This window comes from Elusimicrobiota bacterium, from assembly GCA_041660925.1.
GTDB lineage: Bacteria > Elusimicrobiota > Elusimicrobia > UBA1565 > UBA1565 > JBAZUV01.
Genome location: JBAZVI010000005.1, coordinates 241,722 through 267,084, shown reverse-complemented (window position 1 = coordinate 267,084; position 25,363 = coordinate 241,722). Strand labels below are relative to the sequence as shown.

The following is a 25,363-nucleotide window of genomic DNA, read 5'->3' as shown; positions in this document are numbered from 1 at the left end:
GGACTACGGCGGGTAGCCGTAGACCGTGACCCGCAGGTCCTGCGGCAGGTCGGTGCTGGAGATGCGCGGCATGCCGATCTTCAGCCACAGCGTGCGTTCCTCGAGGTAGATGAGTCCTGCCCCGTTCTGCCCCCCCGCGAACCGGGTCCCCGTGGCCTGCAGCGGCGTCTCGGCGAGCAGGTCCTCGCCCGTGAAGTCCGTCGCGGCCGGCTGCGCCGCGTCGAAGAGCGCCTGCACCGTCAGCGTGTCGGTCCCCGACGATGAGGCCACCGACCAGGGGCTCCCTCCCGAGGTCACGACCTCGGCCTTGAGCTGGAGGGTCGCGGGACAGGCGACGCCGTTGCTGACGACGAAGCCCGTGGGGATGAGATGCTCCGTGTTCACGTCGATGTTCCCGATGTCGACGCTGTGAACGGAGAAATTCGCGCCCCAGTCGTTGAGCGTCATCGTCGAGCCCAGGGTCTGATAGTTGGGGAGCACGTTGTAGCTCAGCGAGGCCAGGCGGAAGTAGTAGGTCGCGCAGCGGTCGAGGGTCCCTCCCGCGCCGATCGTCAGGGAGCTTGCCGCCAGGGAGTAGGTACGCGAGGAGTAGACGAGTCCTCCCGGCAGGAGCGCCCCGAAGTTCGTCGAGGAAGCCTCGAGCCAATAGCCCGCGGCGCTCTTGCTCGCCGCGTCGGCGGCCGCGGTCGGAAGCGCCTCCCACTCGGCCGTGATCGAAGCGATGTGCACCGAGGGGAACACCTCCGCGGCGGCGGCCGGAGAGAAGGCGAGCGTCGCGCTGGCCCCGAGCACCGCATAGACGCTCGTCGAGCCCTCGACGTTGAGCGCGGCGACTCGATAGTAATAGGTCGTGTTCGGGTCGAGCCCGGCGACCGTCAGCGTGGAGGCCAGCACTTTCGCCGTTTCCGAGGTCAGCACGAGTCCCCCCGGCGCGGAGGCCCCGAAATCCGTCGACGACGCCTCAAGCCGGTAGCCGGAGCAGCTGTCCTTCTGCGGGGCCGTCTCCCAGGCCGCCCAGGCGACCGTGATGGAGCTGAGCGCGTTGTTCAGGAAGGGCTGCGCGAGAACGCGGGGCGGCCGCGCGAGCGTGGCGAGCGCCGCCTCCGCCGAATCGGCGGCGTTGCCGCAGGCGGAGACGCGAACGAAACGCGTGTGGAGGGTGTTCGGGTCGAGCCCGGTCTCGGTGTAGGAGGTCGCCGAAGGCTCGAGGACCGGCGACTGCCCGAGCCCTCCGGTCGAGGAGAAGAGCTGGTAGTCCTTCGCTCCGTAGACGGTGCTCCAATTCCAATGGACCGTATCACTGGTCGCGACCACCGCGACGAGCGACGGAGACGGTAGCGTCACCGTCGAGCTGAAGCTTCCGTCGCCGCCGGCTCCCGAGGTGCCGCCGCCCGAGAGCCCGCCGTGCGTCGAGACGAAGAGGTCGCAGGTGTTCCCGCCGACCGTCACGTCGATGGAGACGCGGCCGCCGCCGCCGCCGCCGCCCGGGTCGTCGCCGTTGTCGGTATCGGTGCCGCCGTCGCCGCCGAACGCCGTGATCGTCCCCGAGCCGATGAAGTAATCGGCCTTCAGGTAGACGGTGCCGCCCGAGCCGCCGCCGCCGGCGCCGGTCGTCGCCGAGCCCCCGGTCCCGTTGTTGCCGCGGCCGCCGTTGGCCGCGATGAGTCCGTCGAGCTTGAAGGTGTCGGCCTCGATGCGAACGCAGCCGCCGCCGCGCCCGCCGCCGTTGGCGGCGGCCGTGTCTCCGCCGCCGCCGCCCGAACCCAGCTGCATGGGCGATGTCCGCGAGTCGTAGGCGCTGCCGCCCACGTTGATGCTGGCTTGCCCGCCGGTCCCGCCGTGTCCGGCCCCCGAGCCGCCGCCGTTGGAGGCCGTGTCGCCGAAGCCCGCGCCGGTACCGGAGCCGTCGCCGCCGTTGGCCGCTCCGCCCTGGAAGCCGTTGGTGCTTACGGCGATGGTCGAGCCCCCCTGCAGGTCGAAGGTCCCCGCCACGCGCATGACCACCGCGTAGGTCGCGACGTTCACGCCTGTCGTGTTGATGCGGTGCGAGAGCGATGAACCGCGCACGAAGGTCGCGTCGCCGTTGAAGTACAGCTGGTAGGTCGTCGCGAGCGTGAGCCCGGCGTTGGGGTAGACGAGTACGCTGCCGCCTCGGACGATGGTCGTCGCGATGTCGAGGTTGACGGAGACGGAACCGTCCACTTTCCCGAGCGTCATGCTTGAGAAGCTTATGGGAGCGTTGGTGACGAGGGCGCGCACGCGCGCGTTGTTGAGCGCGATGGTCACCGGCGAGCCGGCGTTGGGCACGCCGTTGGGATTCCAGTTCGTCGCGGTGTACCACAGTCCGTTGCCCCCCGCCCCCGTCCAGGTGAAGGGCGTGATGATGGTCCGCGTGCCGGGGAGATGGACGTAGTGGGCGGCGTTCTCATGGTTGAGCGTGCCGACGCGGAAGGCATAGGTCGTGCCCGGGTTGAGGTCTATCACCGTCAGCGTGCTGGGAACGAGCCGGTTCCCGACGGAGTAGACGAGGGTCGTAGAGGAGAGCACCTCTCCCGTCCAATCCGTGACTCCGAAGGCGTCGGTCGTCGTCGCCTCCACGACGTAGCCCTGGCAGGCGGCCGAGTCCCCGGCGACGGCCGCCGAGGGCAGGGCGTTCCAGGTGACGCTCGCGCTGGTGGCGAAGACCCCGTTGATGGCGTTGTAGAGGTAGGAGGCATTGGAGACTTGGCGGGCGAGCGTCGAGCGCGAGCTCACTTCGACGACATTGGGGACCGTATTCCAGTTGAGCGCCCCCAAGCGCAGATAGTGCGTCGTATTCGGCCACATCCCCGCAGCGAGGTTCCCGTAGAGGGTCAGTGCGGTGAGCCCGCCGGCGGGATAGGAGGAGATGTAGACCTGCCCTTTCCCGTTGAAAGCGGTCGACGAGCCGCGCAGCTCCCAGCCCGCCGGCGGCGGCGAGGCGAGGTCCCAGGTCGCGGTCATGCTCCCAAAATAGACCTGCGGGACCTCCGCGCCCGTGGGCAGGCCGGCCAGCGTCGAGGTGGAGCCGGGCTCGAGCCAGGCGCTGGGCACCGCGTTGTGGTTGAGGGCGCCGATCCGCAGATAGTAGGTCGCGTTGAGCGTCAGCCCGGTGAAGGTCGCCGTCGGCACGTCCCCGACGGGCGCCGTCGCGAAGGCGACGCGGTCGAGCTCGAAGGGGTCGAAGCTCGGAGAGACGGAAAGCTCGATGGTGTAAGTCGTGCGCGAGAGGGGGTTGTCGTTGCGCAGCCAACGCACGGTCATGCTCGTTCCGTGAACTTGAGCGAACGTCGGCGCCGCGAGGGCGGGCTGTCTGGAGAGCGTCGAGGTCGACGCGTAGACGAGGACGCTGGAAAGGCCGTTGTTGTTCACCGCGCGGACGCGGAAGTGATAGGTCGTGTTCGCGAGCAGGGTCCCGCTGCTCAGAAAGAGCGTCGTCACGGCGTGCGTAGTCACCGGCGCGCCGTAGCCGAAGGAGGGGTCGGTGGAGACGTTGACCTGATGCTCGGTCCCCGCGCGGTTGGTCCCGCCCGACCAGTCGAGCCGCAGGGCGTCCTCGGTCGGCGGGAGGCCCTCGAAGTCGAGCGACGACGGGGCCAGAGCCAGGGTGGAGGTGGCTTCCAGCACCCGATAGTCGGAAGGCACGCCGTTGTGGTTGAGCGCCCTCGCGCGCAGGTAGTAGGTCGTGTTCCCGTTGAGACCGGAGAAGGCCGCGCCGGGGCCCGCGTCGGGGACCGTGCTGACGAGGAGCTTGTCCGTCTCGGCCGGGCTGAAGCTCTCCGAAGCCGAGGCCTCGAGCGTATAGGTGGTGAGCGCGAGCGCGTTCCCCGCCGCATCCCAGCGCACGAAGAAGCCGTCCTCGAAGACTTCGGCGAAGGACGGCGGCAACATCAGCGGTTGTGCGGTCAGCGTCGAAGTGGCGCCGAGCGCCGCATAGGCGCTCGCGGCGCCGCCATGGTTCAAACCCGCGGCGAAAGCGTGATAGGTCGTGTTCGACAGGAGCCCGAGGAGCGTCGCCGCCGGAAGAGCACCCGCGGGGCTGGTGGAGCGGTACACGTTGCCCTCGAACGCATTGGGCCAGTCTTCGCCGGTGCTGAGCGCGAGCGTGTAGCTTGAAAGATTCAGGGGGTTCCCATTGGCCGACCAGGCGAGCGTCAACGAGGAGACATGGAGCAGCGGAAAGGAGTCCGGGACGCCCTCGGGGACGAGCGTGAGCGTCGCCGTGGACGGGAGGGGGATCACCGCGCTGTCGGCCCCGTCCGTGCTCGCCTTGACGCGATAGTAGTAGGTCGTGTTCGCGGCAAGCCCGACGGTGGCGACGAAGACGTTGAAGGTGCCCGAGCTCGTGGTGGCCGGCGAGGAGAAGTCCCAGGCGTCGGAGGTCTCGAGGGTATAGATCGTCTGGTCGGCGTTGCCGTTGGAATCCCAATGGACGATCATCGCTCCGCTCGAGACCGCGGTGAACGGCGGGTCGACCGCTGCGGGGTCGACCGGCTGCAGCTTCGTCTTCGTGGAGCCGAGGACGAGGTAGCGCACGACGCCGGCATGATTGAGCGTGCCGACGCGGAAGTGGTAGACCTTGTTGGTGGCCAGCGGCGGCTCGGAGACGACGAGCGTGCTGGCGCGCACCGAATAGGTGAACGAACTGGAGACGACGCCTCCGGGCGAGAGGGCTCCGAAATCGGTCGAGGAGGCCTCCAGGACGTAGCCGACGGCCGTCATCGAGTCCACCTCCGGCGGCTTCGTCGGCAGCGCGGCCCAGCGCGCGGTGGCGGAGGTGAAGAAGACGCGGGAGGTGCCGTCGTCCGCGAGGAACGGGTCGTCGGTGGGAGCGGTCTTCTGCGTCAGGCGAGCGAGGGTGACGAAGGTCGAGCGGTTCGAGGCGTACGAGAGGTTCCCTCCCGCGTCCTTCGTCCAGAGCTGGGCGTAGTAGGTGGTGTTCGAGAGCAGGCCGTAGGTCGGCGTGCTCACGGCCGCTCCGGGCGCCGTGTCCTTCGTCGACACGACCACGACCGCGTCGAGATAGCGGAAAGTGTCGGGAGCGGTGAAGCTCGCCACGCGCACGTAGTAGGTCGTCCACGGCGCGAGCGCGCCCATGCGGCCGTCGTAGCCGGGAGCGGTCCACCTCAGCGTCGTGCTCGTGAGCTCGGCGCCCTCCACTCCCGTGAGCGTCGTGACCGCCCCGGGAAAGTGCAGGAGCTGGCGCAGGCCGGGGCCGAGCGCGCTGCCCAGTCCGGCGGGCGCCGCGGTCGAGGCGGCCACCGCCTCGCCGACGCTCGCGCCGAGCCGGTAGGAGGAGGAGGCCGCCGCTCCGCCCGAGACCCCGACGCCGGCGCGCGGCAGGCGCGAGGAATCCGAAGAGGCCGGCTCGAGCGCCCGGAGCAGCGACGCCCCCCCCAGCGCCGTGAGGAGCGCAGCCAGGAGGAACGGTCCAAGGCTCTTCTTCATCGGATGCCGAAGACCCTCAGGGCGGTGCCGGCGGTGAAGTTGTTGGCGGCGCTGTTGAGCAGGGTGACGCTCGTCAGGGCGCCGGCGGCCGAGCTCCAATAGGCGGCGCCCTGGTGCATGGTGGGCGCCGTGCCCGCGGCGGTCGCGCGTACGCCGTCGAAATAGACGTTCCAGCCCAGCGTCGAGGCCCGACGCACGTTGACGACGAAGAGGCCCGGGTTCGCGCTCGTGGCCGTCTGCAGGGGGATCTGCATCTGCGAAAGATAGCTCGTCGGCGCGGCCGCCCCGTCGCCGACCCCGGCCCCGTAATTGGCCCCGCCGTCGCCGTTGAAGCGCAGTTGCGCGGTGTTCGCCGCCGCGACCCCCGAGATCGAGACCTCGAGATAGAGCTCGAGATACCCGCTGCCGTCGAAGCCGACCGTGAGCGTCGTCCCCGCGGCCGAGAGCGAAGCGCTGGCGAGGAAGACCCAGTTGAAATTGTTCGCCGTGATGCTGCCGGCGATGACGGCGTTCGAAGAGATGAGCAGGGCGCCCTCCCCCGCGTCCTCGCTCAGGGTGCGGGCGTCGCTCGCGCCGACCTGCAGAGAGCCCGCCGCCACCCGGATCCCGGAGGCCGCGTCGATCGAGTAGAGGTCGTCGCCCGCGCCGCTGAGCGCGGCGCTCGCGGCGCTCAAGCCGTAGAGGACCTCGAGACCCCCGCCTCCGTCGGCCAGAAGCGTGCCGGCGGCGACGCGCAGCCCCGATGAACTCTCGAGGCCGTAGCCCGCATCGGACGCTGCGCTGAAGACCGCGCTCGCGGCGTGCACCCCATAGGCCGAGACGAGACCTCCCCCGCCGTCGGCAAGCACGGAACCGCTCGCGACGAAGACTCCGGAGGCCGTCTCCAGCGAGAACTGGGCCGGGCCTGCCGCGGTGAAAGTCCCGCTCGAAGCCGTCAGCGAGCCCGTGAAGGAGGCGCTGCCCGTTTCGAGGCCGTAGGCGACGAGAAGGTCGCCGGTCAGCGTGAAGGTCGAGTACGCCCCTCCGGCGTTGATCCGAAGGGCCTGGTCCGAGGAGAGCCGCTCGGCGGAGAGGACGAAGGGCGTCATGAGCAGGCGCTGGCGAGGCGAGAAGACCTCGGAAGGTTCGGGTCCCGCCGGGTCCGCCTCGAGCTCGAGGTAGGCGGAGGTGCCGGAGAGCAGGTCGGCGTCGAGCGCGACGGTCTCGCCCAGCTCGAGGGCGAAGAAGCCGTTGTCGAGCTCGACAGGGTCGTGGGTCTCCGACCAGAACGCCGCTGCGCCCGTCGGCGCGGCATAGAGCCGGAGGTCGAGCCGAACCTGCCCCTCGCGCGGGTTGCCCTGCGCGTCGAGCAAGCGGCCCTGATACCCCACGCGCCCGGGCGCGGCCCAAGCCGCCGGCGCCAGCAGCGCGGCGAGCAGGATCAGCAGGGCTCTCGAGGCGTTCTTCATCGCATCCCGAACACCCGCAAGGTGGTTCCCGAGGAGAAGTTCGTCGCGGCACTGTTGAACAGTGCGATCGCGTTCAACGCGGCGGTTCCGCTCCAGAAGCCGCAGCCGTTGTACACGAACGGGACGACCGCCACGTTGGTGCCGCGCTGGCCCTGGATGTATGCGACCTTTCCCAGCCCGCCCGTGTTCTTGATCCAGACGTCGAAGAATCCCGCGTTGGCGTTATTGGCCTCCTGAAGGCGCATCTGCGCCTGAGAGGTGAGCCCGGTGGTGGCGCCCAGGTTGTCCGCGATCTGGGAGGAATAGTTGTTCCCCGCGTCCCCGTTGAAGCGCAGCTGCGCCATGCACGTCGCCACCACTCCGGCGACGCCGATCTGCACGTGGAGCATCTGATAGCCGTCGCTCAGAAAGGAGACGGAGAGCGTCGCAGCCGGCGACTCCAGCGTCGCGCTGGCGAGGAACACCCAATCGAAGTCGCGGGCGCTGACGCTGCCCGCGACCACGACATTCGTGGTGACGAGCAGGGCGCCGGCGGAAGGTTCGTCATGAAGCGTGCGCTGCGCGTCGCTCAGACGCAGGGAGCCCGCCTGCAGGCGCAGGCCGGAGCTGGCATCCAGGGAATAGGCGTCGTTCGCGGTCGCGCGGAAGGTCGCCGTCGCGGCGAAGAGGCCGTAGCGCGCGGCGGCGCCGCCGCCGCCCTCGCCGAGCAGCGTGCCCTGGGCCACGCGGGCGCCCGAAGCGCTCTGGACGGACCAGGTCGACGCCCCCTCGGCCGTGAAGCTCCCGGTCGCGGCCAGCAGGCCATAGCGCAAAAGAACGCCTCCTCTCCCCTCCGCGGAGAGCGTCCCGCTGGCGACGAAGACGCCCGAGGCTGCGACGAGCGAATATTGCCCGTCCCCCGTCCGCAGGAACGTCCCGCTCGAAGCCGTCAGCGCGCCGGTGAGCGAGAGCGTCCCGGCTTCGACGCCGTAGGGGACACGCAGGTTCCCGAGCGCGGTGAAGGTCGAGTGAGCGCTCTCCGCGCGCACCCGGAGATCGCGGTCCGAAACGAGCTGGGCGGCCGCCAGTGCGTAGGGCGCGCCGAGCAGGCGCCGACGCGGCAGGAGGGTGGAGGGCGGCTCCGCCCCTGCCGGGTCCACGTCGACTTCCAGATAGACGGAGGTTCCCGAAAAAAGGTCGATGGAAAGAGCGGTCCAGCTGCCCAGCACGACGCGGAAGAAGCCGCTCGAAACGTCGACCGTCGGATGCGTCTCGCTCCAGAGCAGGGCCCCGCCGGTCGGATCGTCATAGAGCCGAAGGCCTATCGCCGCAAGCCCCGCTCGCGGCACGCCCTGCCCATCGAGTGCTCGGCCCTGGAACTCGACGCGCAGCGGGGCCTGTTCGGCCGCGGCCGGGACCGCGCACAGCCCGGACAAGACGCCGAGGAAGGAGAAGAGAGCGGTTCTCATCGGACCCCGAACACACGCACTCCGCTGCCGATGCTGAAGTTCTGGGTCCCGGTGAAGGTCACGCGGCTGACCCAGGCGGTCGTGTTGGCCCAGAGTCCGGCGCCGTTGAAGAAGACCGGGGCCGTCGTCACCAGGTTGCCTCGGGCGCCGCGCCAGAAGACCGTCTTGCCGAGCGTCGGAACGTCGCGGACGTTCGCTTCGAAGAGGCCTTGATACGCGTTGGTCCCCTCCTGCAGGGTGATCGAGGTCTGCGCGGTGTTGCTCGTGGGAGCGCCCGCGATGTCGGAGGCGATGCGCGAGTAGTTGGCCGCGGCATCGTTGTTGAAGCGCAGCGTGACGTTGGTGGCGGCCGCGACCCCGGCGATGAGCACGACGATGCGCAGCGAGGAGTAGCGGTCGTTGAAGAAGCTCACGTCCAAGGTGGTCCCGACCGCCGTGCGCGTCATGCTCGCGAGCAGCACCATATTGAAATTGTTCGCGGTCATGCTGCCCTGGACGACGACATGGGAGGAGAACGCGATGCCCCCACCCGCCGCATCCTCGGTCACCGTGCGCGCGTCGCTCGCTCCCACCTGCAGGGAGCCTTCGCGCAGCCAGGCGCCTGAGGCGGCATCCACGCCGTACTGCGTGTCCGAGCCCAAAGAGAAGGTCCCGGTGGCGGCGGCCGCGCCGTAGCGAACGGCGAGTCCGCCGCCGCCGTCGGCCAGAAGCGTCCCTCCGCGCACGGCGAGCCCGGAGGAGACCTCGAGCGCGTAGAGCGCGTTCCCCGTGCCCGTGAGGGTCAAGGTCGCGGCCGTGACGCCGTAGCGCGCCGAGAGGCCCGCACCCGCGTTCACGAGCAGCGTCCCCCCTCCGATGAGGATCCCGGAGGCCGAATAGACGCTGTACTGCCCATCGCCGGAGGCCTTGAAGGTCGCGCTGGAGGCGGAAATCCCCCCTGAGACGGCCATCGTCGCCGCGCGTACCCCGTAGGGGACGAGCCAGCGCCCGTCGGAGGTGAAGGTGGAGTAGGCGACGCCCGCGCGCATCGTCAGCGGTCCCTCGGCGGCGAGCTGCGCGGCGGAGAAGGCCTGCGCCGCGGCCGTCAGCTCGTGGCGCGGAGCCAGCGTCTCGAGCGGCTCAGCCCCGGCGGGATTCACGTCGACCTCGAGCCAGGCCGCCCCCGCGGCGAAGGCGTCGGGACTCAGGGCGGTCCAACTGCCCAGCTCCACCGAGAACACTCCGTTCATGACCGCAACCTGGGGGTGGGCTTCGTTCCACAGGGGGGTCCCGCCGATGGGGGAGTCGTAGATGCGGAAGTTGAGCGCGACGAGCCCCGTGCGCGGCGCGCCGTCGGCGTCGCTCAGACGCCCCTGATAATGGACGCGCAGGGGAGGCTGGAGCGCAGAGGCCGCTCCCGCGAGGAGAAGTGATGCAACGAGAAGAATGCTTCGGATCATGCGCCCGGCCGCGCGCGGGAGCGTACGCTCCCGCGCACGCGATATTACAACACATATCCGGGCCCTCTTCCCGTATCCTCTGCGTATTCTTTGTGAAATCTCCATTTTTAAAGCGTTTTCCGCTAGAATGAGTCGTGCGTGCCCTTCTCGTCTTCTTTCTCCTCAGCGGCACCGCCGGCGGAGCCGAGGCCCTTCCGTCATCCTCGGACACCGCTCAGATCCTCGAGTTCGCGCGCTCGAGCGATACCGCGCTGCGCCGTCAAGCGGTGGTGACCCTGGCCCGCGAGTACAAGAAGCGCTGGCTCGGAGCCGCGGCCCTGCCTGTTCTGCGCGAGCGCATCAGCGACAAGGATCCGGAGACACGCGTCCATGCCGCGATGTGCCTCGCGGGAATCGCCTCCTTCATCCACCTCTCATCGCGGTCGGCCGAAGGAAAGGCGTTCGGACGGAGAACGGACGCGGACTTCTCCGCGGACCCGCATCTTCTGAAGGCGCTTCTGACGGCGCTGGGCGACCGCAGGTCGGATGCGCGCGAGTACGCCGCGGCGGCGCTCGGCTTTGCCTATCCTCCGCTGCCGCGCATCGAAGCCGCACTCCTTCGCCGCTGGCCGAAGGAGAAGTCTGCTCCCGTACGCAGCGCCATCCTGAACGCCCTGGCGAACGGCGGCTACCGTACGGCCAAGGTCCTCGCCCTGGCGCGCTCCGCGCTGAAAGACCGAGATCCGCTCGTGCGCAAGCGGGCCGAAGAGCTCCTTCGCGAACCCCGATAGCCTCCCCTTGCGCGCGGGATGTATGTCTTTCATACTCCCCTAGAGGGCCCAGCCTGACCTGGGCCTTCTGCGTCGCTGCGTCGAGTCCTTCGACCCAGGCGGGGGCTCGGAGACGGGCTACACTATAGTGAGAGGAGCCATGGAGTCCAAACTCCGACGCATGGCGAACAGGGCGCTCGCGGCGAGTCTCGCCGCGCTCCTCCTCGTCCTCGCGCCGGGGCCGCAGGCCCTCACGGTCTTCGCCCAGACCGTCAACACCGGGCAGACCGGTTCCAACGCCTCCGCCGTCCCGGTCGTCGCCCCCGTCGCCGCGAACGTCGCTCCCGGCGCGGTCAACGCCCTCCAGACCGCCCCGCTCGCCCTCCCGATCCTCCCCTCGCTCGCGCTGCCTCTGCCGGCGATCCAGCAGAACGCCGGCGCCGCGAAGCTCGTCCCGAATGCGGCGGCCGCGACGCCGAAGCCGGCCGCGACGGCGAACATCCCCGCGCTCGCGCCGAAGGCCTTCGTCCAGCGGAACGCGGCGGCCCAGGCGGCGGTCCCCGGCGCCGCGCCCGTCGCGGCCCCGACCGCGCGCGAGACCCTCGAGACCGGGACCCGCGAGCTGGGCCAAGCGCAGAACCCCTCCGATAAGCGCTCGACCCTCGACGCCCTCTTCACCGGCGTCCGCCGCGGCGCCGAAGACGCCGAGCTCCCTTCGGCGGGCCTTAGCGCCGAAGGGACGGCGCGAGAGGAGCACGGACCGCGCGCCGCGGTCTCCGCAGCCGACTCCTCGCAGATCCCCGTCCTCAAGGCCCTCGCGCTCCCCGACCTCGAAGCCGTGGCCGTCGACGCGGCTCGACCCGAGGCGGAGCGCAAGGAGGCCGTCGCCTCCATCGCGAAGAGCGGGGACGCGGGGGTCCCCGACAGCCTGCGCCGCGTCGCGGCCGCGAACCCCGAGGGCGGCGCCGCCGACTACGAGGTCCACCGCGCCGCGCTGCGGGCCCTCGCGGGAACGGGCGTCATCCTCAGCCTGCGCCCGATGAGCCGCGCCCACGCCGACCAGGTGCTCGCCAAGCTTGCGCTCGACAAACCCGAGCTCGCCATCTTCGACTTCGACGACACCCTCGAGCCCTGGAAGGGCAAGGCCTCGCCCGAGACCGCGGCCGCGCTGAAGGCCGCCTCCGACGCGGGCGTCCACACCCACATCCTGACCGACCGCCCCGACACGAGCGACAAGGGCGACACGACCATCCTCGACTCGCTCGAGACGCTGACCCCCGCGCAGAAGGCCGCGCTCACGATGCAGTCGAGCCGCGGCACGCGCATGTTCGTCTTCGACCGAGCCGGGAAGGCCGTCCTCCTCGACGAGCAGAAGGTCGAGTGGACCGCGAAGGAGAAGGACGCCGTGACCGCCGCGGCGGCCGTCGTCGAGGCCCGCTACGGCCGGGCGAAGGGCAAGGCCGAGGAATTCACCTCCTACACCTACTTCCGCGGCCTGCCGCTCGAGCTCACGAAGGCGCAGGTGACCGACGCGGCCCTCCTGATGGAAAAGGAGCTGAAGGCCCGCGGCATCGAGGTCGAGGTGCTGGGCCGCCAGGCGAAGGACCCGGCCAAGGACGAGCCCTACCTCACCCTCTCCAAGATCGACAAGGGCATCGGCGTGAGCTGGCTGCGCGCGCATCTCTCCTTCGTCGATCGCATGGGCGACGTCGTGCGGCTCGGCCTCTCCGGCCGCCCGCTCGCGCGGCTCGCCAGCCTCCTGCGCCGCATCCCGGAAAGGTCCGTCTCCGCGGCGAAGACGCTCATCGTCGGCGACCAGTTCTTCGAGGCCCGGAACACCGACCGCAACATGCTCAAGGGCGCTCCCGGCGCCATGGCCCTCTCGGTCGGCGGCAAGGCCGACCCGCGCGTCGACAACCTCTTCGTCATGCCGAAGGACGGGCATGCGGGCTCGATGGAGGTCCTCGGCGCGCTCGGGAAGACCGGCGTCGACGGGATGAACCGCAAGGCCGTCTTCGGCCTCTTCGCCCAGCGCACCGTCTCCATCTCCTTCTTCATCCTCACCACGATCGCCTACCCCTTCATCGCCGTCCCCGCCGTGGGCTGGGCCGGCTACGGGGCCCTGATGGCCCTGGGGCCGCTGGCGGCCATCGCCACCGGTCCGCTCAACGGCGTGCTCGTCGACCGCCTCTCCGCGCGCAACTCGATGGCGCTCAACACCCTCGTACGCGTCGTGATGAGCCTCGTGCTCCCCGCGCTCGCCTACTTCGGCATCCTCAACTTCTGGACCCTGCTCGTCGCCTCCTTCGCCAACGGCTGGATGCTCTCCTCGACGATGACGACGGAGAACGCCTACGTCAAGCGCCTGGCGGGCCCCAAGCACCTGGGCACCGTCAACGGCCTGACCTGGATGAACTACCTCGCCATCCAGGTCCTGCTCGGCCTCATCTTCGGCGTCGGCCAGGTCGTCGACAAGTGGGCCCCCGGCATCGCCTTCCTGCTCTCGGCCGCCGCCAACGCCTTCCTCGTGCTGCCCATCATCTGGTTCACGATGCCCAACACGAAGAACGAGACCGCGGCGAACCCCGCGGCGCCCGTGGAGAAGCCCGCGCCCTCTCGCACGGCTTCGGCCCTCGGGTGGGCGAAGGCCAACGCCCTGCCCGCCGTCCTGCTCGCGATCGGAGCGGCGCTCTACATCTACTCGGCGCCCATCATCGCGGCCCTCTCCGGCGTCATGACCCTGCCGGGCTTCGCCACGGTCTTCCTCAAGTCCACGCTCCCCATCACGGCCGCTCTCGTCTACTGGATCACCCGCACCTCGAGCTTCCGGGCCCTCTGGCGCGGAGAGGGCCGCGAGCCCTCCGCCCAGGAGAAGACGCTGGAGGCGGAGCTCGCGAAGGCGCAGACCGAGGGCCGCACGGCCGACGCGGCCAAGGCCGCCTCCGCCCTGAAAGCGAACCGGCTGCGCCTGCGCACCGCGATGCTCTATGTCGCGCTCACCGCGCTCATGCTCTACCCGCTGCAGTCCTTCCTGCTCCCCATCATGGCGGAGTTCCTGGTGGGTTCGGCGGCCAAGGGCATGCTGCTCGGACAGTTCACCGGAGCGCTCTTCTTCGGAAACCTCATCTCCACCTCCGCACAGGCCAAGCTCCCGACCATCCGCCTCCCGCTGCTCGGGCGCATCCCGGGCGAGCGGCTCATCCAGGCCGCGGTCGTCACCCTCGCCGCCGCCTGGGTTTTCACCCGCGTGGTGCCCGGCAGCGCGCTCGCGGCGGCCGCCGCCGGCCTCGCGGCCGCCGGCCTCGTGCGCCTGGCCTCGAACCTGAGCAACCGCGGCTGGATCAAGTTCTTCGGCGTCGGCTTCGCCGCGGTCTGGTTCCCCTTCCTCGTCTGGACCACCGGGCTCTTCCCCTTCATCACCGTCCCCACGGCGGTCATGATCAGCCTGCTCGCCATCGGCATGTTCTACGGCCCCGGCTTCGTCTCGCTCAACAGCTACTTCCAGGCCAACGCGAAGCAGGACCAGATCGGGCAGCTCGTCGGCATCCAGGGCTCCTTCTCGAACACCGCCATCTCCGTGGGCTACGGCCTCATCTCGATGGTCGCGGCCTCGCTCTCCCCGGTCCTGCCTCCGCTCCTCGCCGTCTGCGGCGCGGCCTACCTCATCGCCACCGCGGCCTTCTGGCGCGCGCCCAAGCGCCTGCCCGGCCTGCCGACCTCCGTCCTCAAGCAGCCCCAGGTCGACATCGCGGGCCAAATAGGCGAAGCGACCCATAAGTAGACGTTCTTCCAACACTCCCTTCCCCATCGGGAGTCCGGGCTATTAGCTTCCGCAATGCCCGGTCCCGGCGCGGCTATGGCCGCGGCGGCGAGGGGCAGGGGTGGGGAGTTCAGGTAGGGTGAACCGATTTCCTATACTCCCGATATGAACGACCTCTCTCCCCTCCTCGCAAACACCTTTCTGGGCAACGACCTCTCCACCTGGCTGACCTCGCTCGGCACCTTCCTCGCCGTGCTCGCCGCGATCTACGCCGTCCGCTACGTCGTCGTGCGCCACCTGAAAGCCATCGCGGAGAAGACCGAGACGGATCTCGACGACTTCCTCGTCGACCTGCTCGGGAAGATCCGCTCCCCCGAATACCACCTGGTCGCGCTCTACGTCGCCAGCCGCGGCCTTCGCCTGAGCGGCGGCTTCGACAAAGCCCTCCACCTCGTCTTCGTGCTCGTCCTCTCCTGGCGCGCGGTGACCCTGCTGCAGGCCGCCGTCTCCTACGGTCTGGGCAAGGCCGTCGGCCGCGACCCCAAGGACCCCGGCTCCGCCTCGGCGATGCAGAGCCTGCGCCTGCTCCTCAACATCGTCGTCTGGATCGGCGCAGGCGTCTTCGTCCTCGACAACCTCGGCATCAACATCTCGACGGTGGTCGCCGGGCTCGGCATCGGCGGCGTCGCCGTCGCGCTGGCGGCCCAGCAGATCCTCGGGGACCTCTTCTCCTCCTTCGTCATCTTCATGGACCGGCCGTTCCGGCTCGGGGACTTCATCACGAGCGGGACGCTCTCGGGGACCGTCGAGCATGTGGGGATCAAGACGACCCGCCTGCGCAGCCTCGGCGGGGAGCTGCTCGTCGTCCCCAACAAGGATCTCACCTCCAGCCCCCTCTCGAACTTCCAGGAGATGCGCCGCCGCCGCGTCGTCCTGCAGTTCCGTGTCGCCCACGCGACTCCGCATGCGAAGGCCGCCGCCGTGCCCGGCTTCGCGCGCGAGGTCGTCGCCGCCGTCCCGCGCGCGACCTTCGACCGCGCGCATCTGTGCGGTCTCGGCGAGACCGGCCTGCTCTTCGAGGCGGTCTACTACGTGGAGAGCCCGGACTACGGGGCTTTTATGGACGCCCAGCAGGCGGTGGACCTGGCACTGCTCGAGCGTCTGCAGAAGGAAGGGGTGCAGCTCGCTGCGGTGGCGGGGGTCGCTATCAGAGGATAATCAGCACGCACTGCACCCTTCCTTAACTCCCCCTCCTGCGGGAGGGGGTGAAGGGGGAGGGGGCTCCCACAACAAGAAGGCCCGCATAAGCGGGCCTTCTGTTTTAAAGCTCCCCCCTTCCCAGCCCTTCCCCGCAGGGAAGGGAGTTGAGGATTCATCTCGTCTTCGTCACCTTACTCAATCCATCCGGGACATCCGGATTGCGCCCCTTGAGCAGGGCGAGGTGGAGCGCGGCGAGCTGGCCGAGGACGGCGAGAGGGAAGGGCGCGAGGATGTCCGGGCAGGACGGCGGCCCGAATCGCAGCGTCTTCACGCCGGCTTCCATGAGGCGCTTCTCGACGCGGCGCGTCGACGGCAGCCCCGGCCCGCGGCTCATGAGCAGCAGCGCCCGGAAGCGTGCGCCGGCCTGGCTGCGGGCCATGGCGATGGGTCCGTGCAGGAAATCGGCGGCGGAGGCCCCCTCGGCGAACACCCCCGCCGCTTCCTTGAACTTGAGCGCGGTCTCGAGCGCCACCGGATAGACGAAGCCGCGGCCGATGACCGCGCAGCGCTCGAGCGTCCGCGCCTGGCGCATCGCCTCCCTCACTTCTCCCTCGCGCGCGAGCGCGGCGCGCATCGCGCGCGGCGCGGTCTTCGCCGCGCGCAGGAGCTCGGAGCCGCGCCGGCCGCCGCGCCAGCAGGCGGCGAGCAGATAGAGCGCGGCGAGTTGGGCGGTGAAGGTCTTCGTGGCGGCCACGCTGCGCTCGGGGCCGGCCCGCAGTTGAAGGAGGTGGGCGGCGGCGTGCGCCATCGGCGAGTCCGGGTCGTTGGTCACCGCGACCGTCACCGCCCCGGCACGACGCGCGGCGCGCAGGTACTCGAGGATGTCGGTGGAGCGGCCCGACTGGCTCACCCCGAGGACGACGGTCCCCTTGAGGCGCAGCGGCTTCCCGTAGAGAGTGGAGATCGAGGGCGCGGCGAGCGCGGCGGGAACCCCGAGCTCGCAGCCGAAGAGATACTTGCCGACCGTCGCGGCGTGGTCGGAGGTTCCGCGCGCGGCGAGCACGGCGAAGCGGGTCTTGCGCCGCCGGAGTTCGGCCGCGAGCCGCTCGGCCGAGGGCCGCTCGTACTCGAGCACGCGCGCGACGACCTCGGGCTGTTCGCCGATCTCCGCGCGCATCCAGAAGCCGGGGGCTTTGCCGCTCATCCCCGAGTTTGTAGCAGAAGGGCCTTCACCGGCGCAACCGCCGGCGAAGCCGCAGCGCCCCGACGATGAGGAGAGCGAAGACCCGGGGACCGATCACTCCGCCTCCCACTCGACGACGCCGTCGATGACCGTCCCGAGGACGCGTCCGGCGAGGACCTCGTCGGGGCGGCACTCGAGCCAGTCGCGCTCGAGCACGGTGAGGTCGGCCGGCCGGGCGGGCGCGAGGATCCCGGCCTCGGAGAAGCCGGCCCACGATGCGTCGGCGCTCATCGCGCGCAGCGCCTCCTCGGGACGCAGGGCGGTCTCCGGCCTCCCGCCCCCCGTCACGGCCCCATGGAAGGTGCGGCGCGGGTCGAGCGGGGCGACGGGCGCGTCGGTGCCCAGGACGAGCCGGCCCATGCGGCGCCAGGCGTGCGTTCCCTCCGCGAGCGCGGCGCAGAGCGCTCCCCGCGCGGCGGCGAGGTCGTCGGCGCAGTGACCGGGCTGGATGGAGCAGAGCCAGCGGGGAAGCCGCGGGAAGTCGGAGGGGTGCACGTGCTGGAGGTGCTCGATGCGCCAGCGCAGCTCCGGAGGCGGCGCGAGGCGCTCGTAGACGCCGAGGGCCTGGCGCACGGCGAGGTCGCCGATGGCGTGCACGCAGAGCTGCCAGCCGCCGGCGAGCGCCGCGCGGGCGACCTCCGAGAAGGCGGCGTCGCTCAGACGCGGCCCCCCCAGGGGCGGGTCCGAGGTCCAGCAGGTGCGCGAGCCGAGCGAGCCGTCGAGGAAGAGCTTGGCGGCCCGGACGACGAGCCGCTTCCCCGCGGTGGGCTTGTTCGCGCGCAGGAAGGCGGCCAGACGCGCAGGGTCCCCGTCGTGGACCATGGCGTGCACGCGCAGACGCAGCCCGCCGTCGGCATCCATCCCCCGCAGGTCCGCGAGAGACTCCTCGTCCACCCAGGCCTCGTGGACGGCGGTGAGTCCCGCCGCGAGCGCCTCCTTCTGCGCGGTGAGGAAGGCCTCCCGCGCCCCCGGGCGGGGCGCGACGCGCTCCATGAGCGCCGCCGCCTCCTCGACGAGCAAGGTCCCTCCCGCGCGGACCGTCCCCGCCGGAGCCCCCGCGAGCGCGGGACCGGCGAGTTCGAGCGCGCGGGTGCTGGCGAGGCCGGAGTGGAGGTCGCGGCGCAGCAGCCAGACCGGCCGCCCCCCGGCGGCTTCCGAGAGCTCCCGGGCCGGCGGGGGCTCGCGCAGCTCGTGTCCGCCGCCGCGCAGCCAGGCGCCGGGCGGCAGGGTCCGCGCCCTCTGCGCGACGCGGCGCAGCAGCTCGACGCCGTCGCGCACCCCCGCGAGGTCGAGCTCGAGACGCCGTCTCCCGAGCCAGAGAAGGTGGACGTGGGCGTCCACGAGCCCGGGCACGGCCGTCGCGCCCTGCAGGTCGACGACGCGCGCGGCCGGCGGATCCTCGTCGAGCGCGGCGACCCTCCCGTCCGCGCAGGCGACGCTGCGGGCGAGCGGACGCGCCGGGTCCAGCGTGCGGATCAGCCCGTTCTTGAGAAGGAGGTCGACCATCAGATCCGGCCGCTGAGCCAGGTGAGGAGCGCCAGGAGCATGAACTGCCCGTCCACCCCGGCCTCCGCCCAGAAGCCCTTGGTCAGTCGCCGGGCGTAATAGAGGGCCGAGCCCGCGACGAAGAGGAGGTCGCCGACGAGGAGGGCTCCGACGAGGCGGCTCTTCCAGCCCATCACGAGCAGCGCCACGAGGATGCCGGTCAGCAGCGCCTGGATGGCCCCGAGCGTCGCGTGCGTGGTCCGCGGCCCCATGGCCTTGTAGAAGTTCTCGCGTCCGACGATCATGTCGCTGTGCACGTCGCTGATGCCCAGCATGACGGAGCGGATGAAGACCAGGAGGAAGACGAAGAAGACGGCCAGGTGGTTGGCCTTCGTGAAGACGATGCCCTGATGCAGCGCGGGCAGGTAGGCGCAGACGAAGCCCCAGCCCAGGGCGGTGACGATGTCGCGCGAGGCGGGGAATCCGACCAGGCCCGTGAGGCCCTTGAGCGGCCGGAAAGGATAGAGGGCCCCGAGCAGCCAGCAGAGAGCGACCATGGCGAAAAGACGGGCGTCGAGATAGAAGGCCAGGCCCATCGCCCCGAGGCCCGAGCCCAGCCCGGCGGCGATGAGGGACCAACGGTGCTTCTGGACGAACTCGGCCCGGTGGTTCTCACCGCCGCCCGCTCCCTGACCCGTGACGCGGTTGATGATGTGGAGACTGAAGACGAAGAGTCCGGCCAGCACGAGGAGCCGGTTATCGATGCGGCAGCCCTGAAGCTTCATGCAGACGTAGGTGAGGCCGACGGCGGAGAGCCCCGCGTAGGCGCAGGAGCCGATGAGGAACTCGAGGGCCTTCGTCGCGAGGCCTCCCAGGGAGTCCGCCTCGCGCGTGCGCGCCTGCCGGATGCGCTCGAGGACCCGGTCGGTCATCCAGCCCGGGGTGGACGCGCCGGCGGTGATCCCGATGCGGCGGGCGCGCCGGACGCTCATGAGGTCGAGCTCCTCGTCGGTCTCGATGTGCGCGGTGTTCGGGCAGAGCCGCCGGCAGAGCGCGCTCAGCCGCGCCGTGTTGGCCGAGTGCCGGCCGCCGACGATGACCATGAGGTCGACGCCCCCCGCGAGCTCGAGGGTCTCGCGCTGGCGGTCGCGCGTGGGCTTGCAGATGGTGTTGGAGACGACGGTCTCGCGGGCCCTGGAGCGGACGACCTCCACGGTCCGCGCGAAGACGTCCTCCTCCTGCGTGGTCTGCGCGACGATGTTGACCTTCTCGAAGGCCGGGAGAGAGAGCGCCTCCTCCGGGCCTGCGACGACGAAGGCCTTCCCGCCCGCATAGCCCTGCAGTCCGACGACCTCGGCGTGGCCTTCATCCCCCACGATGACCGTCGCGCAGCCGCGCGCGGCCTGCTCGGTGATGACGGAGTGCACGTTCTTGACCAGCGGGCAGGTCGAGTCGACGACCTCCAGGCCCAGGCCGCGGAGCTCGCGCTCGCGCTCCGGGGTGATGCCGTGCGCACGGATGACGATGACTCCGCGCTTCCCGCGGACCTCGTCGAGGGACTCCACGGCGCGGATCCCCTTCTGCTCGAGCGTCTCGATGACCTGCTTGTTGTGGATGAGCGGACCGAGCGTGTAGATGGGCGCCTTGCCCGCCTCCGCCAGGGCCAGGACGCAGTCGATGGCCTTCTTGACGCCCGGGCAGAAGCCCGCCGTCTGCGCCAGCACGACGTCCGCATCCTTCCTCATATGGAGATTATACCTTCCCCATCCTCTTCTATTGACAGGAAGGGGTCCGACCGCTACACTTCCCTTCGGGCACCCCGCCGCGCGCTCTCCGTACGAGCGCCCACCTCCGATCTGATGAGGCTTCTCTCCGTTCGTCCCCTGCGCATCCTCGGGACGGCGGCCGTCCTCTTGTGGACGGCCGTCTGCGCCCGCGCCCAGCCGCTCTTCACGGCCGAGCATACGACCATGCTGAGCACGATGACCCTGCACGCCGTCGTCCAGGGCGGCCCGGGCTGGCGCGCCTACGTGAGCTCGGACTCCTACAGCGTCCTCTCGGCGACCTCCGCCGACCAGCTTCACTGGTCCGACGACGCCGGGTTCCGCCTCACCACGGGGCCCGTCGTCGAGCTCGACGCCTCCTCGATCACCGCCCTGGGCGTGATGTCCACGACGAGCCCTGTCGGCGGCCTGCGCATGTACTACGTCGGCGTAAGCACGGCCGGCTACTACAGCATCCTCAGCGCCACCTCGACGAACGGCCTCGTCTGGGGCAAGGAGAACGGCGTGCGTCTGCGCCGCAACGGGGGCGCGGCCTACATCGGGGCGCTCGCCCCCCTGCGCTTCAGCGACACGGTGGTACGGCTCTACTACATCGCGGACAAGAACGGAGGCAACACCCGCGACGGCTACCGCATGTACAGCGCTTCCTCCACCGACGGCGGCTGGACCTTCCTGGACGAGGGCGTCGTCCTCGACACGCGCGCCTGGTCGGTCTCGGTGACCTCCCTCACCGACGCGCGCGTGCGCCTCTACTTCACCCAGCCCCTCGAGGCCCTGACGACGGCCGCGATGGTGCGCTCGGCGATCTCGGCGGCGGGAACGAGCTTCTCCGAGGAAGCCGACCTGCGCCTGACGACGACCCCCGCGGACGCGACGCTCCTCGGAGCCGTGGTCGTGCGCGCCACCGAGACCTGGCGCTGGCGCATGTTCCCGACCTTCATGCCGGACGGCTCGACGAACGCCTTCGTCTCGAGCGCGCTGACCCTGACCCCTCTTCCGCAGTCGATGACCCCGAGGAGCGCGCTGCTCAACCAGAGCTCGCAGACCTTCACTCTGACCGGGGAGATCTTCGGCCCCGTCACGACGCTCTCCTTCTACGCCGGCTCCAGCTCCATGACGGCCTTCTCCCTGTCCCGGACCGACGACCTCACCTACACGGGCTCCTTCGACCCCCTCGGCCGCTCCAACGGCTGGTGGAACCTCGTGATGAGCGACGCGGACGGCTACAGCGGGACGCTGGTCCACGCCCTGTTCATCGACGTCCCGCCGGGCGAGATCGACATCCTCGACAACGTCTTCCGCCCGTTGAAGGGCGGCACCGCGAAGATCACCGTGAAGACCTTCGTGCCGGGAGAGCTGAGCGTGAAGCTCTACACGGTCACCGGAGGCCTCGTCGCCACGCTCTACGACGGCCCGGTGCCGATCGGCAACACCACCATGAACTGGCCCGGCCGCACCTCCATCGGCAACATCGTCGCCAGCGGCGTCTACCTGCTGCGCGTCGTCGGTCCGAAGCTCAATTCCGTCGAGAAGATCGTGGTCATCAAATGAGGGCCGTAGACCGGCTTACTCCGTTCGCGCTCGTCCTCCTGCTCGCGGCCCCCGCCGCCGCCGAGCCGGGACTCACCGGCGCCGCTTTCCTCCAACGCCCGCTCGGTGCGCGCTCCTCGGCCATGGGCAGCGCCTACAGCGCGGTCCAGGGGCACCTCGACTCCGCCCAATACAACCCCGCGGGCCTCGCAGCGCTCAAGGAGCGCACCGTCACCAGCACCTACCTCGACGCCCTCGGCGGAACGTCGTTCGGCTACATCGGCTACGGCCACCCCTCGAAGCTCGGGACGTTCGCCGCCGGCGTCCTCTACTTCAACGCCGGCGCGATCGACCTGAACCTCTCCGACGGTACGCGGGGACGCGTCACGGCCGAGGAAGACTACGCCTTCACGTTCAGCTACGCCCGCAAGCTCGCGGCCGGCCTTTCCGCCGGCGCGACCTACCGCCACCTTCGCCTCGCTCTGGCGGAGACCGCTCGCACGAGCTCGTCCCAGGGGGATTTCGGACTGCTTTGGGACTCCCCTCTGCGCGGCCTGTCGTTGGGCGCCGCCTACCAGTACGTCGGCCCGGACATCAAGTTCGAGGAAGCGGGGGACCCCCCGCCGAAGACCCTGCGCTACGGAGCGGCCTGGAAGCTCGCCAACCTGCCGGTGGAGAAGTTCGATCCAGGCGTCGAGGTCCAGCACTTCGACCTCACCCTCGCGGCGGACGTCGTCGAGACCCTTCACGAGAAGCGCTCTCCGCGCGCCGGCCTGGAACTGGGGATCGAACCCGCGTTCCTCGACCGCGCGGCCATCCGCTTCGGCTGGATCTTCGAGCGCGACGTCGATTCTTTCACCTTCGGCCTGGGCATCCGAGAAGGCCGCTTCCTCCTCGACTACGCCTTCGGCAACGCCCGCGGCTTCAACGGCCTCCAGCAGCTTTCGCTCTCCTTCAAGTTCTAATTAAAAAACAAAGTCTGGCACTATGAATAGTCCTACGCCCCAACCATGGCGTGGGCCCTTGGTCTACAATGATAAAGACCGACACCCATGGGCCATTTGTCGATTCCGTCCAGGGCCTTCAGGCCCTGAACCATTCCACTCCGTAGAGCCAGAATATACTGGCTATGAAGAACTCTCGACTCCTTTTCCTCATCTTCGCAGCCCTCCTGGCGACCGGCTGCGACCCGAGCGAGGACGGCGCGGACACGAAGTCCTCCTCTTCGAGCCAACCCTCTTCACAATCCGGTTCGGCCGCCGCGACGACCCCTCAGGAGCTCCCCGAAAGCGCCCAGCGCCTCACCGAGTTGGCGCTTGGACCGGCCGTTCCCGCGGACGGGGAGACCGCGGCCCAATGGGGCCAGGCCAGCTTCGACGGCAACGGCCGCACGCTGGGCTCCCTGGACAGCAGCAATCTCTTCGCCTCCGTGGTCTACGCCGGAGATCCTTCGACCGCGCGCCATCAGGCCCTGGCGTTGAGCGCTCCGCGCAGGATCAGGGTCTCCGGCGACGCGGTCCCATCCCCCTCCGTTCCCTCCGACGGCGGAACCGCCAGCCGCAAGCCGCATCCCGTCCTCTCCGCCTTCGAAGCCGCCCAGAAGACCGCCTATGAGACCGTTTTCCCCATCCTGAGCCGGCTCGACTGGGGCGCTCGCGCCGCGCGCCCGACCAACGAGGACATCACGCCCTACCGCATCACCGTCCACCATACCGACGGGCAGACGCCCACCGAACGCGGGGAGAGCGCCGAGCAGATGCGCAACATGCAGAGCTTCCATCAGCGCACGCGCGGGTGGGCCGACATCGGCTACCATTTCGTCATCGACGGTTCCGGCCGCATCCTCGAGGGACGCCCCGTCGGCGTCCTGGGCGCCCACTCCGAGAACGCCAACGACGGGAACATCGGCATCGCGCTGATGGGGAACTTCGAGAAGGAACGGCCCACCCCGCAGCAGGTCGAGAGCCTCGAGCGCCTGGGCTCCTTCCTCGCGGCCCGCTACAACATCGACCCGTCCAAGCGCTTCGACGGACACCGCCACTACGGCCAGACCGACTGCCCCGGCCGCTACGTCGTGGAACTCCTTGCCCGCATGCGCGAGGAGATCGCCGACCGCAAGCTCGCCCTGCTCGAAGGCTCCCGCGACACGCGGACCGCGGGCTTTGAGCCCCTATTGGTGACACACAAGGCGTAGCGTCCGTTACTTCTTCCGGAACTCCCTTCCCTTCGGGAGACCGGACTAAGGTTTCCCCACGTGTCCGGTCGCGGCACTATAGATCGGGGTGCCGCCGAGGGCAGGGTGGGGGAGTACTGAAAACAAGGCCCGCTGATGCGGGCCTTGTGCTTTTATATGAGAATCCCCCGGATGTCTTAGAGGAGTCCGAGCACTCTCAAACGCCGCTCAAGGTCACGGGCCCCGCGGTAGCGGCACGCGCGCAGGCCGACGCGGCGCGCGCCGGCGACGTTCTTGGGAAGGTCGTCGATGAAGAGCGCTTCCTCGGGACGCACGCGCGCGCGGCGGACCGCGGCCCGGTAGATGCCCACTTCCGGCTTGCGCAGGCCGAGCCGGTAGGAGAGCACGGCTCCCCGGACGAGGCGCGGGAAGTCGTAGCGCTCGAGGATGTGGTCGTAGTGGAGCCGGTTGGTGTTCGAGAGCAGGTAGACGGGGACTCCGCGGCGGGCGAGCCGCGCGAGCAGGCGCTGAGCTCCCCGATCGAGGGTGAACATGTCGCACCACAGGCGCCGGAACTCCTCGAAGGTGCCGCGGTAGCTCAGCTCCTCCCGGAAGACCCGGTAAAGCCGCGCGCTCGTGATGCGGCCGCGCTCGACCCCATCGACGAGCCGGCCGGCCCAGAGGAGTTCGCGCACGCTCTTCGGCCGCAGGCCGACCGCCGCGACGAAGCGCTTCTGCACCTGGCGGGCGTCGAAGTGGAGCAGGACGTTCCCGATGTCGAAGAAGACCGCGCGAACGGCGGCGCCGTTCGCGCGACGCTTGCCGCTCCCTTGACTCGAAGTGATACCCTTCATACTCTATGAGGAAGATTCTACCGCTTTAACCCCTTCCGAAGCGGGCCTGGTGCCCGCTTCGGAGCCCGAGGCGAAAACATGTCTGCCGAAGAAGTCGCGCGCATAGAGGAACAGGCCTTCCAGCGGATGGCTCCCGTCATCAGCCATGAGATCCGCAATCCCCTCGCGGTCATCGGCAACTCGGCCTACTTCATCAAGGCGAAGCTCACGGCGACCGGCGGCGTGGACCCGAAGATCGAGAAGCACATCGGCATCATCGAGTCCGAGGTCAAGCGGGCCAACGAGACCCTCGGCGAGATCCTCGCCTTCACCCGCATGCGCCAGCCGGCGCTCGTGACCCAGTCGCTCAACGCGCTCGTCGAGGGCGTCGTGAAGACCCTGGCGCTGGGCGCCGTGAAGGCCGCCTTCGAGAAGGCCCCCGGCGACCCGCAGGTCAGCGTGGACGCCGACCTCATCGCGAAGTGCGTCGCGCACCTGCTGCGAAACGCGGCCGAGGCCGTGGAGAAGGGCGCGGTGCGCGTGCGCGTCGAGGCCGAGGGGAAGCTCTGCGCCGTCGAGGTCGCCGACTCCGGCCCGGGCCTCGCCGCGGAAGCGGAAGAGAAACTCTTCACCCCCTTCTCGACGACCAAGCCGCGCGGCATCGGGCTCGGTCTGGCCTTCGTGCGCAAGGCGGTCGAGCGCCACAACGGGAAAGTCTCGCTGAAAGGGAAGCCCGGCAAAGGCGTCACCGCCCGCATCGAACTCCCCCTGGCGTAGATCCACAGAAAGCGACGGACCTCTCCCC

Annotated in this window: 15 protein-coding genes; 7 read left to right on the top strand and 8 right to left on the bottom strand. The window is 69.9% G+C overall.

Annotated features, from left to right (window positions below; translation table 11 throughout):
* Positions 1–3: 3 nt before the first annotated feature.
* From WC969_09200 to WC969_09185, 4 genes are read right to left on the bottom strand one after another with little or no spacing between them, the layout of a single operon-like run.
* The gene (locus tag WC969_09200; GenBank protein ID MFA6030017.1) at positions 4–5,466 is read right to left on the bottom strand and encodes a hypothetical protein; all 5,463 of its coding nucleotides are present in this window, start codon (positions 5,464–5,466) and stop codon (positions 4–6) included.
* Entirely contained in the window at positions 5,463–6,914 is a 1,452-nt protein-coding gene (locus WC969_09195) for a hypothetical protein (protein ID MFA6030016.1), read from the bottom strand. The genes WC969_09200 and WC969_09195 overlap by 4 nt, the downstream gene beginning before the upstream one ends.
* Positions 6,911–8,362: a hypothetical protein gene (locus WC969_09190; protein ID MFA6030015.1), complete on the bottom strand. Its 1,452-nt coding sequence runs from the start codon at positions 8,360–8,362 to the stop codon at positions 6,911–6,913. Before WC969_09190 ends, WC969_09195 begins: the two co-directional genes overlap by 4 nt.
* On the bottom strand, positions 8,359–9,801 hold the full coding sequence (locus WC969_09185) for a hypothetical protein (protein MFA6030014.1): 1,443 nt from the start codon (positions 9,799–9,801) through the stop codon (positions 8,359–8,361). Before WC969_09185 ends, WC969_09190 begins: the two co-directional genes overlap by 4 nt.
* Positions 9,802–9,935: 134 nt before the next feature.
* On the opposite strand from WC969_09185, the gene WC969_09180 reads away from it, so the two are divergent.
* The 3 genes from WC969_09180 (at position 9,936) to WC969_09170 (ending at position 15,528) form a co-directional block, all read left to right on the top strand.
* Entirely contained in the window at positions 9,936–10,571 is a 636-nt protein-coding gene (locus WC969_09180) for a HEAT repeat domain-containing protein (GenBank protein MFA6030013.1), read from the top strand.
* 139 nt (positions 10,572–10,710) lie between these two features.
* Positions 10,711–14,331, top strand: coding sequence for a hypothetical protein (locus tag WC969_09175; protein MFA6030012.1), 3,621 nt, complete (start codon positions 10,711–10,713; stop codon positions 14,329–14,331).
* A gap of 144 nt (positions 14,332–14,475) precedes the next feature.
* Positions 14,476–15,528 carry a mechanosensitive ion channel family protein gene (locus WC969_09170; protein ID MFA6030011.1) on the top strand — a complete coding sequence of 351 codons (1,053 nt, stop codon included), beginning with the start codon at positions 14,476–14,478 and terminating at the stop codon, positions 15,526–15,528.
* A gap of 154 nt (positions 15,529–15,682) precedes the next feature.
* Here WC969_09170 and WC969_09165 read toward each other — a convergent pair whose 3' ends face one another.
* The 3 genes from WC969_09165 to ispH all read right to left on the bottom strand — a co-directional run bounded on the left by WC969_09165 (position 15,683) and on the right by ispH (position 19,983).
* Positions 15,683–16,714, bottom strand: coding sequence for an SIS domain-containing protein (locus WC969_09165; GenBank protein MFA6030010.1), 1,032 nt, complete (start codon positions 16,712–16,714; stop codon positions 15,683–15,685).
* Positions 16,715–16,807: 93 nt separating this feature from the next.
* Positions 16,808–18,259, bottom strand: coding sequence for an amidohydrolase (locus tag WC969_09160; GenBank protein MFA6030009.1), 1,452 nt, complete (start codon positions 18,257–18,259; stop codon positions 16,808–16,810).
* Positions 18,259–19,983 (bottom strand): 4-hydroxy-3-methylbut-2-enyl diphosphate reductase, encoded by a 1,725-nt coding sequence (ispH, locus tag WC969_09155; protein ID MFA6030008.1) that lies wholly within the window; start codon positions 19,981–19,983, stop codon positions 18,259–18,261. Before ispH ends, WC969_09160 begins: the two co-directional genes overlap by 1 nt.
* A gap of 114 nt (positions 19,984–20,097) precedes the next feature.
* Between ispH and WC969_09150 the strand changes: the two genes are divergently transcribed.
* The 3 genes from WC969_09150 (at position 20,098) to WC969_09140 (ending at position 23,746) form a co-directional block, all read left to right on the top strand.
* Positions 20,098–21,573 (top strand): hypothetical protein, encoded by a 1,476-nt coding sequence (locus WC969_09150; GenBank protein MFA6030007.1) that lies wholly within the window; start codon positions 20,098–20,100, stop codon positions 21,571–21,573.
* The gene (locus WC969_09145) at positions 21,570–22,517 is read left to right on the top strand and encodes a PorV/PorQ family protein (protein ID MFA6030006.1); all 948 of its coding nucleotides are present in this window, start codon (positions 21,570–21,572) and stop codon (positions 22,515–22,517) included. Before WC969_09150 ends, WC969_09145 begins: the two co-directional genes overlap by 4 nt.
* A 164-nt stretch (positions 22,518–22,681) precedes the next feature.
* Positions 22,682–23,746: a peptidoglycan recognition protein gene (locus WC969_09140; GenBank protein ID MFA6030005.1), complete on the top strand. Its 1,065-nt coding sequence runs from the start codon at positions 22,682–22,684 to the stop codon at positions 23,744–23,746.
* 176 nt (positions 23,747–23,922) lie between these two features.
* Here the strand turns inward: WC969_09140 and WC969_09135 are convergent, their stop codons facing one another.
* Entirely contained in the window at positions 23,923–24,579 is a 657-nt protein-coding gene (locus WC969_09135) for an HAD family phosphatase (protein ID MFA6030004.1), read from the bottom strand.
* A 78-nt stretch (positions 24,580–24,657) separates the two neighbouring features.
* On the opposite strand from WC969_09135, the gene WC969_09130 reads away from it, so the two are divergent.
* Positions 24,658–25,335 carry a HAMP domain-containing sensor histidine kinase gene (locus WC969_09130; protein ID MFA6030003.1) on the top strand — a complete coding sequence of 226 codons (678 nt, stop codon included), beginning with the start codon at positions 24,658–24,660 and terminating at the stop codon, positions 25,333–25,335.
* The last annotated feature ends 28 nt before the right edge of the window (positions 25,336–25,363 follow it).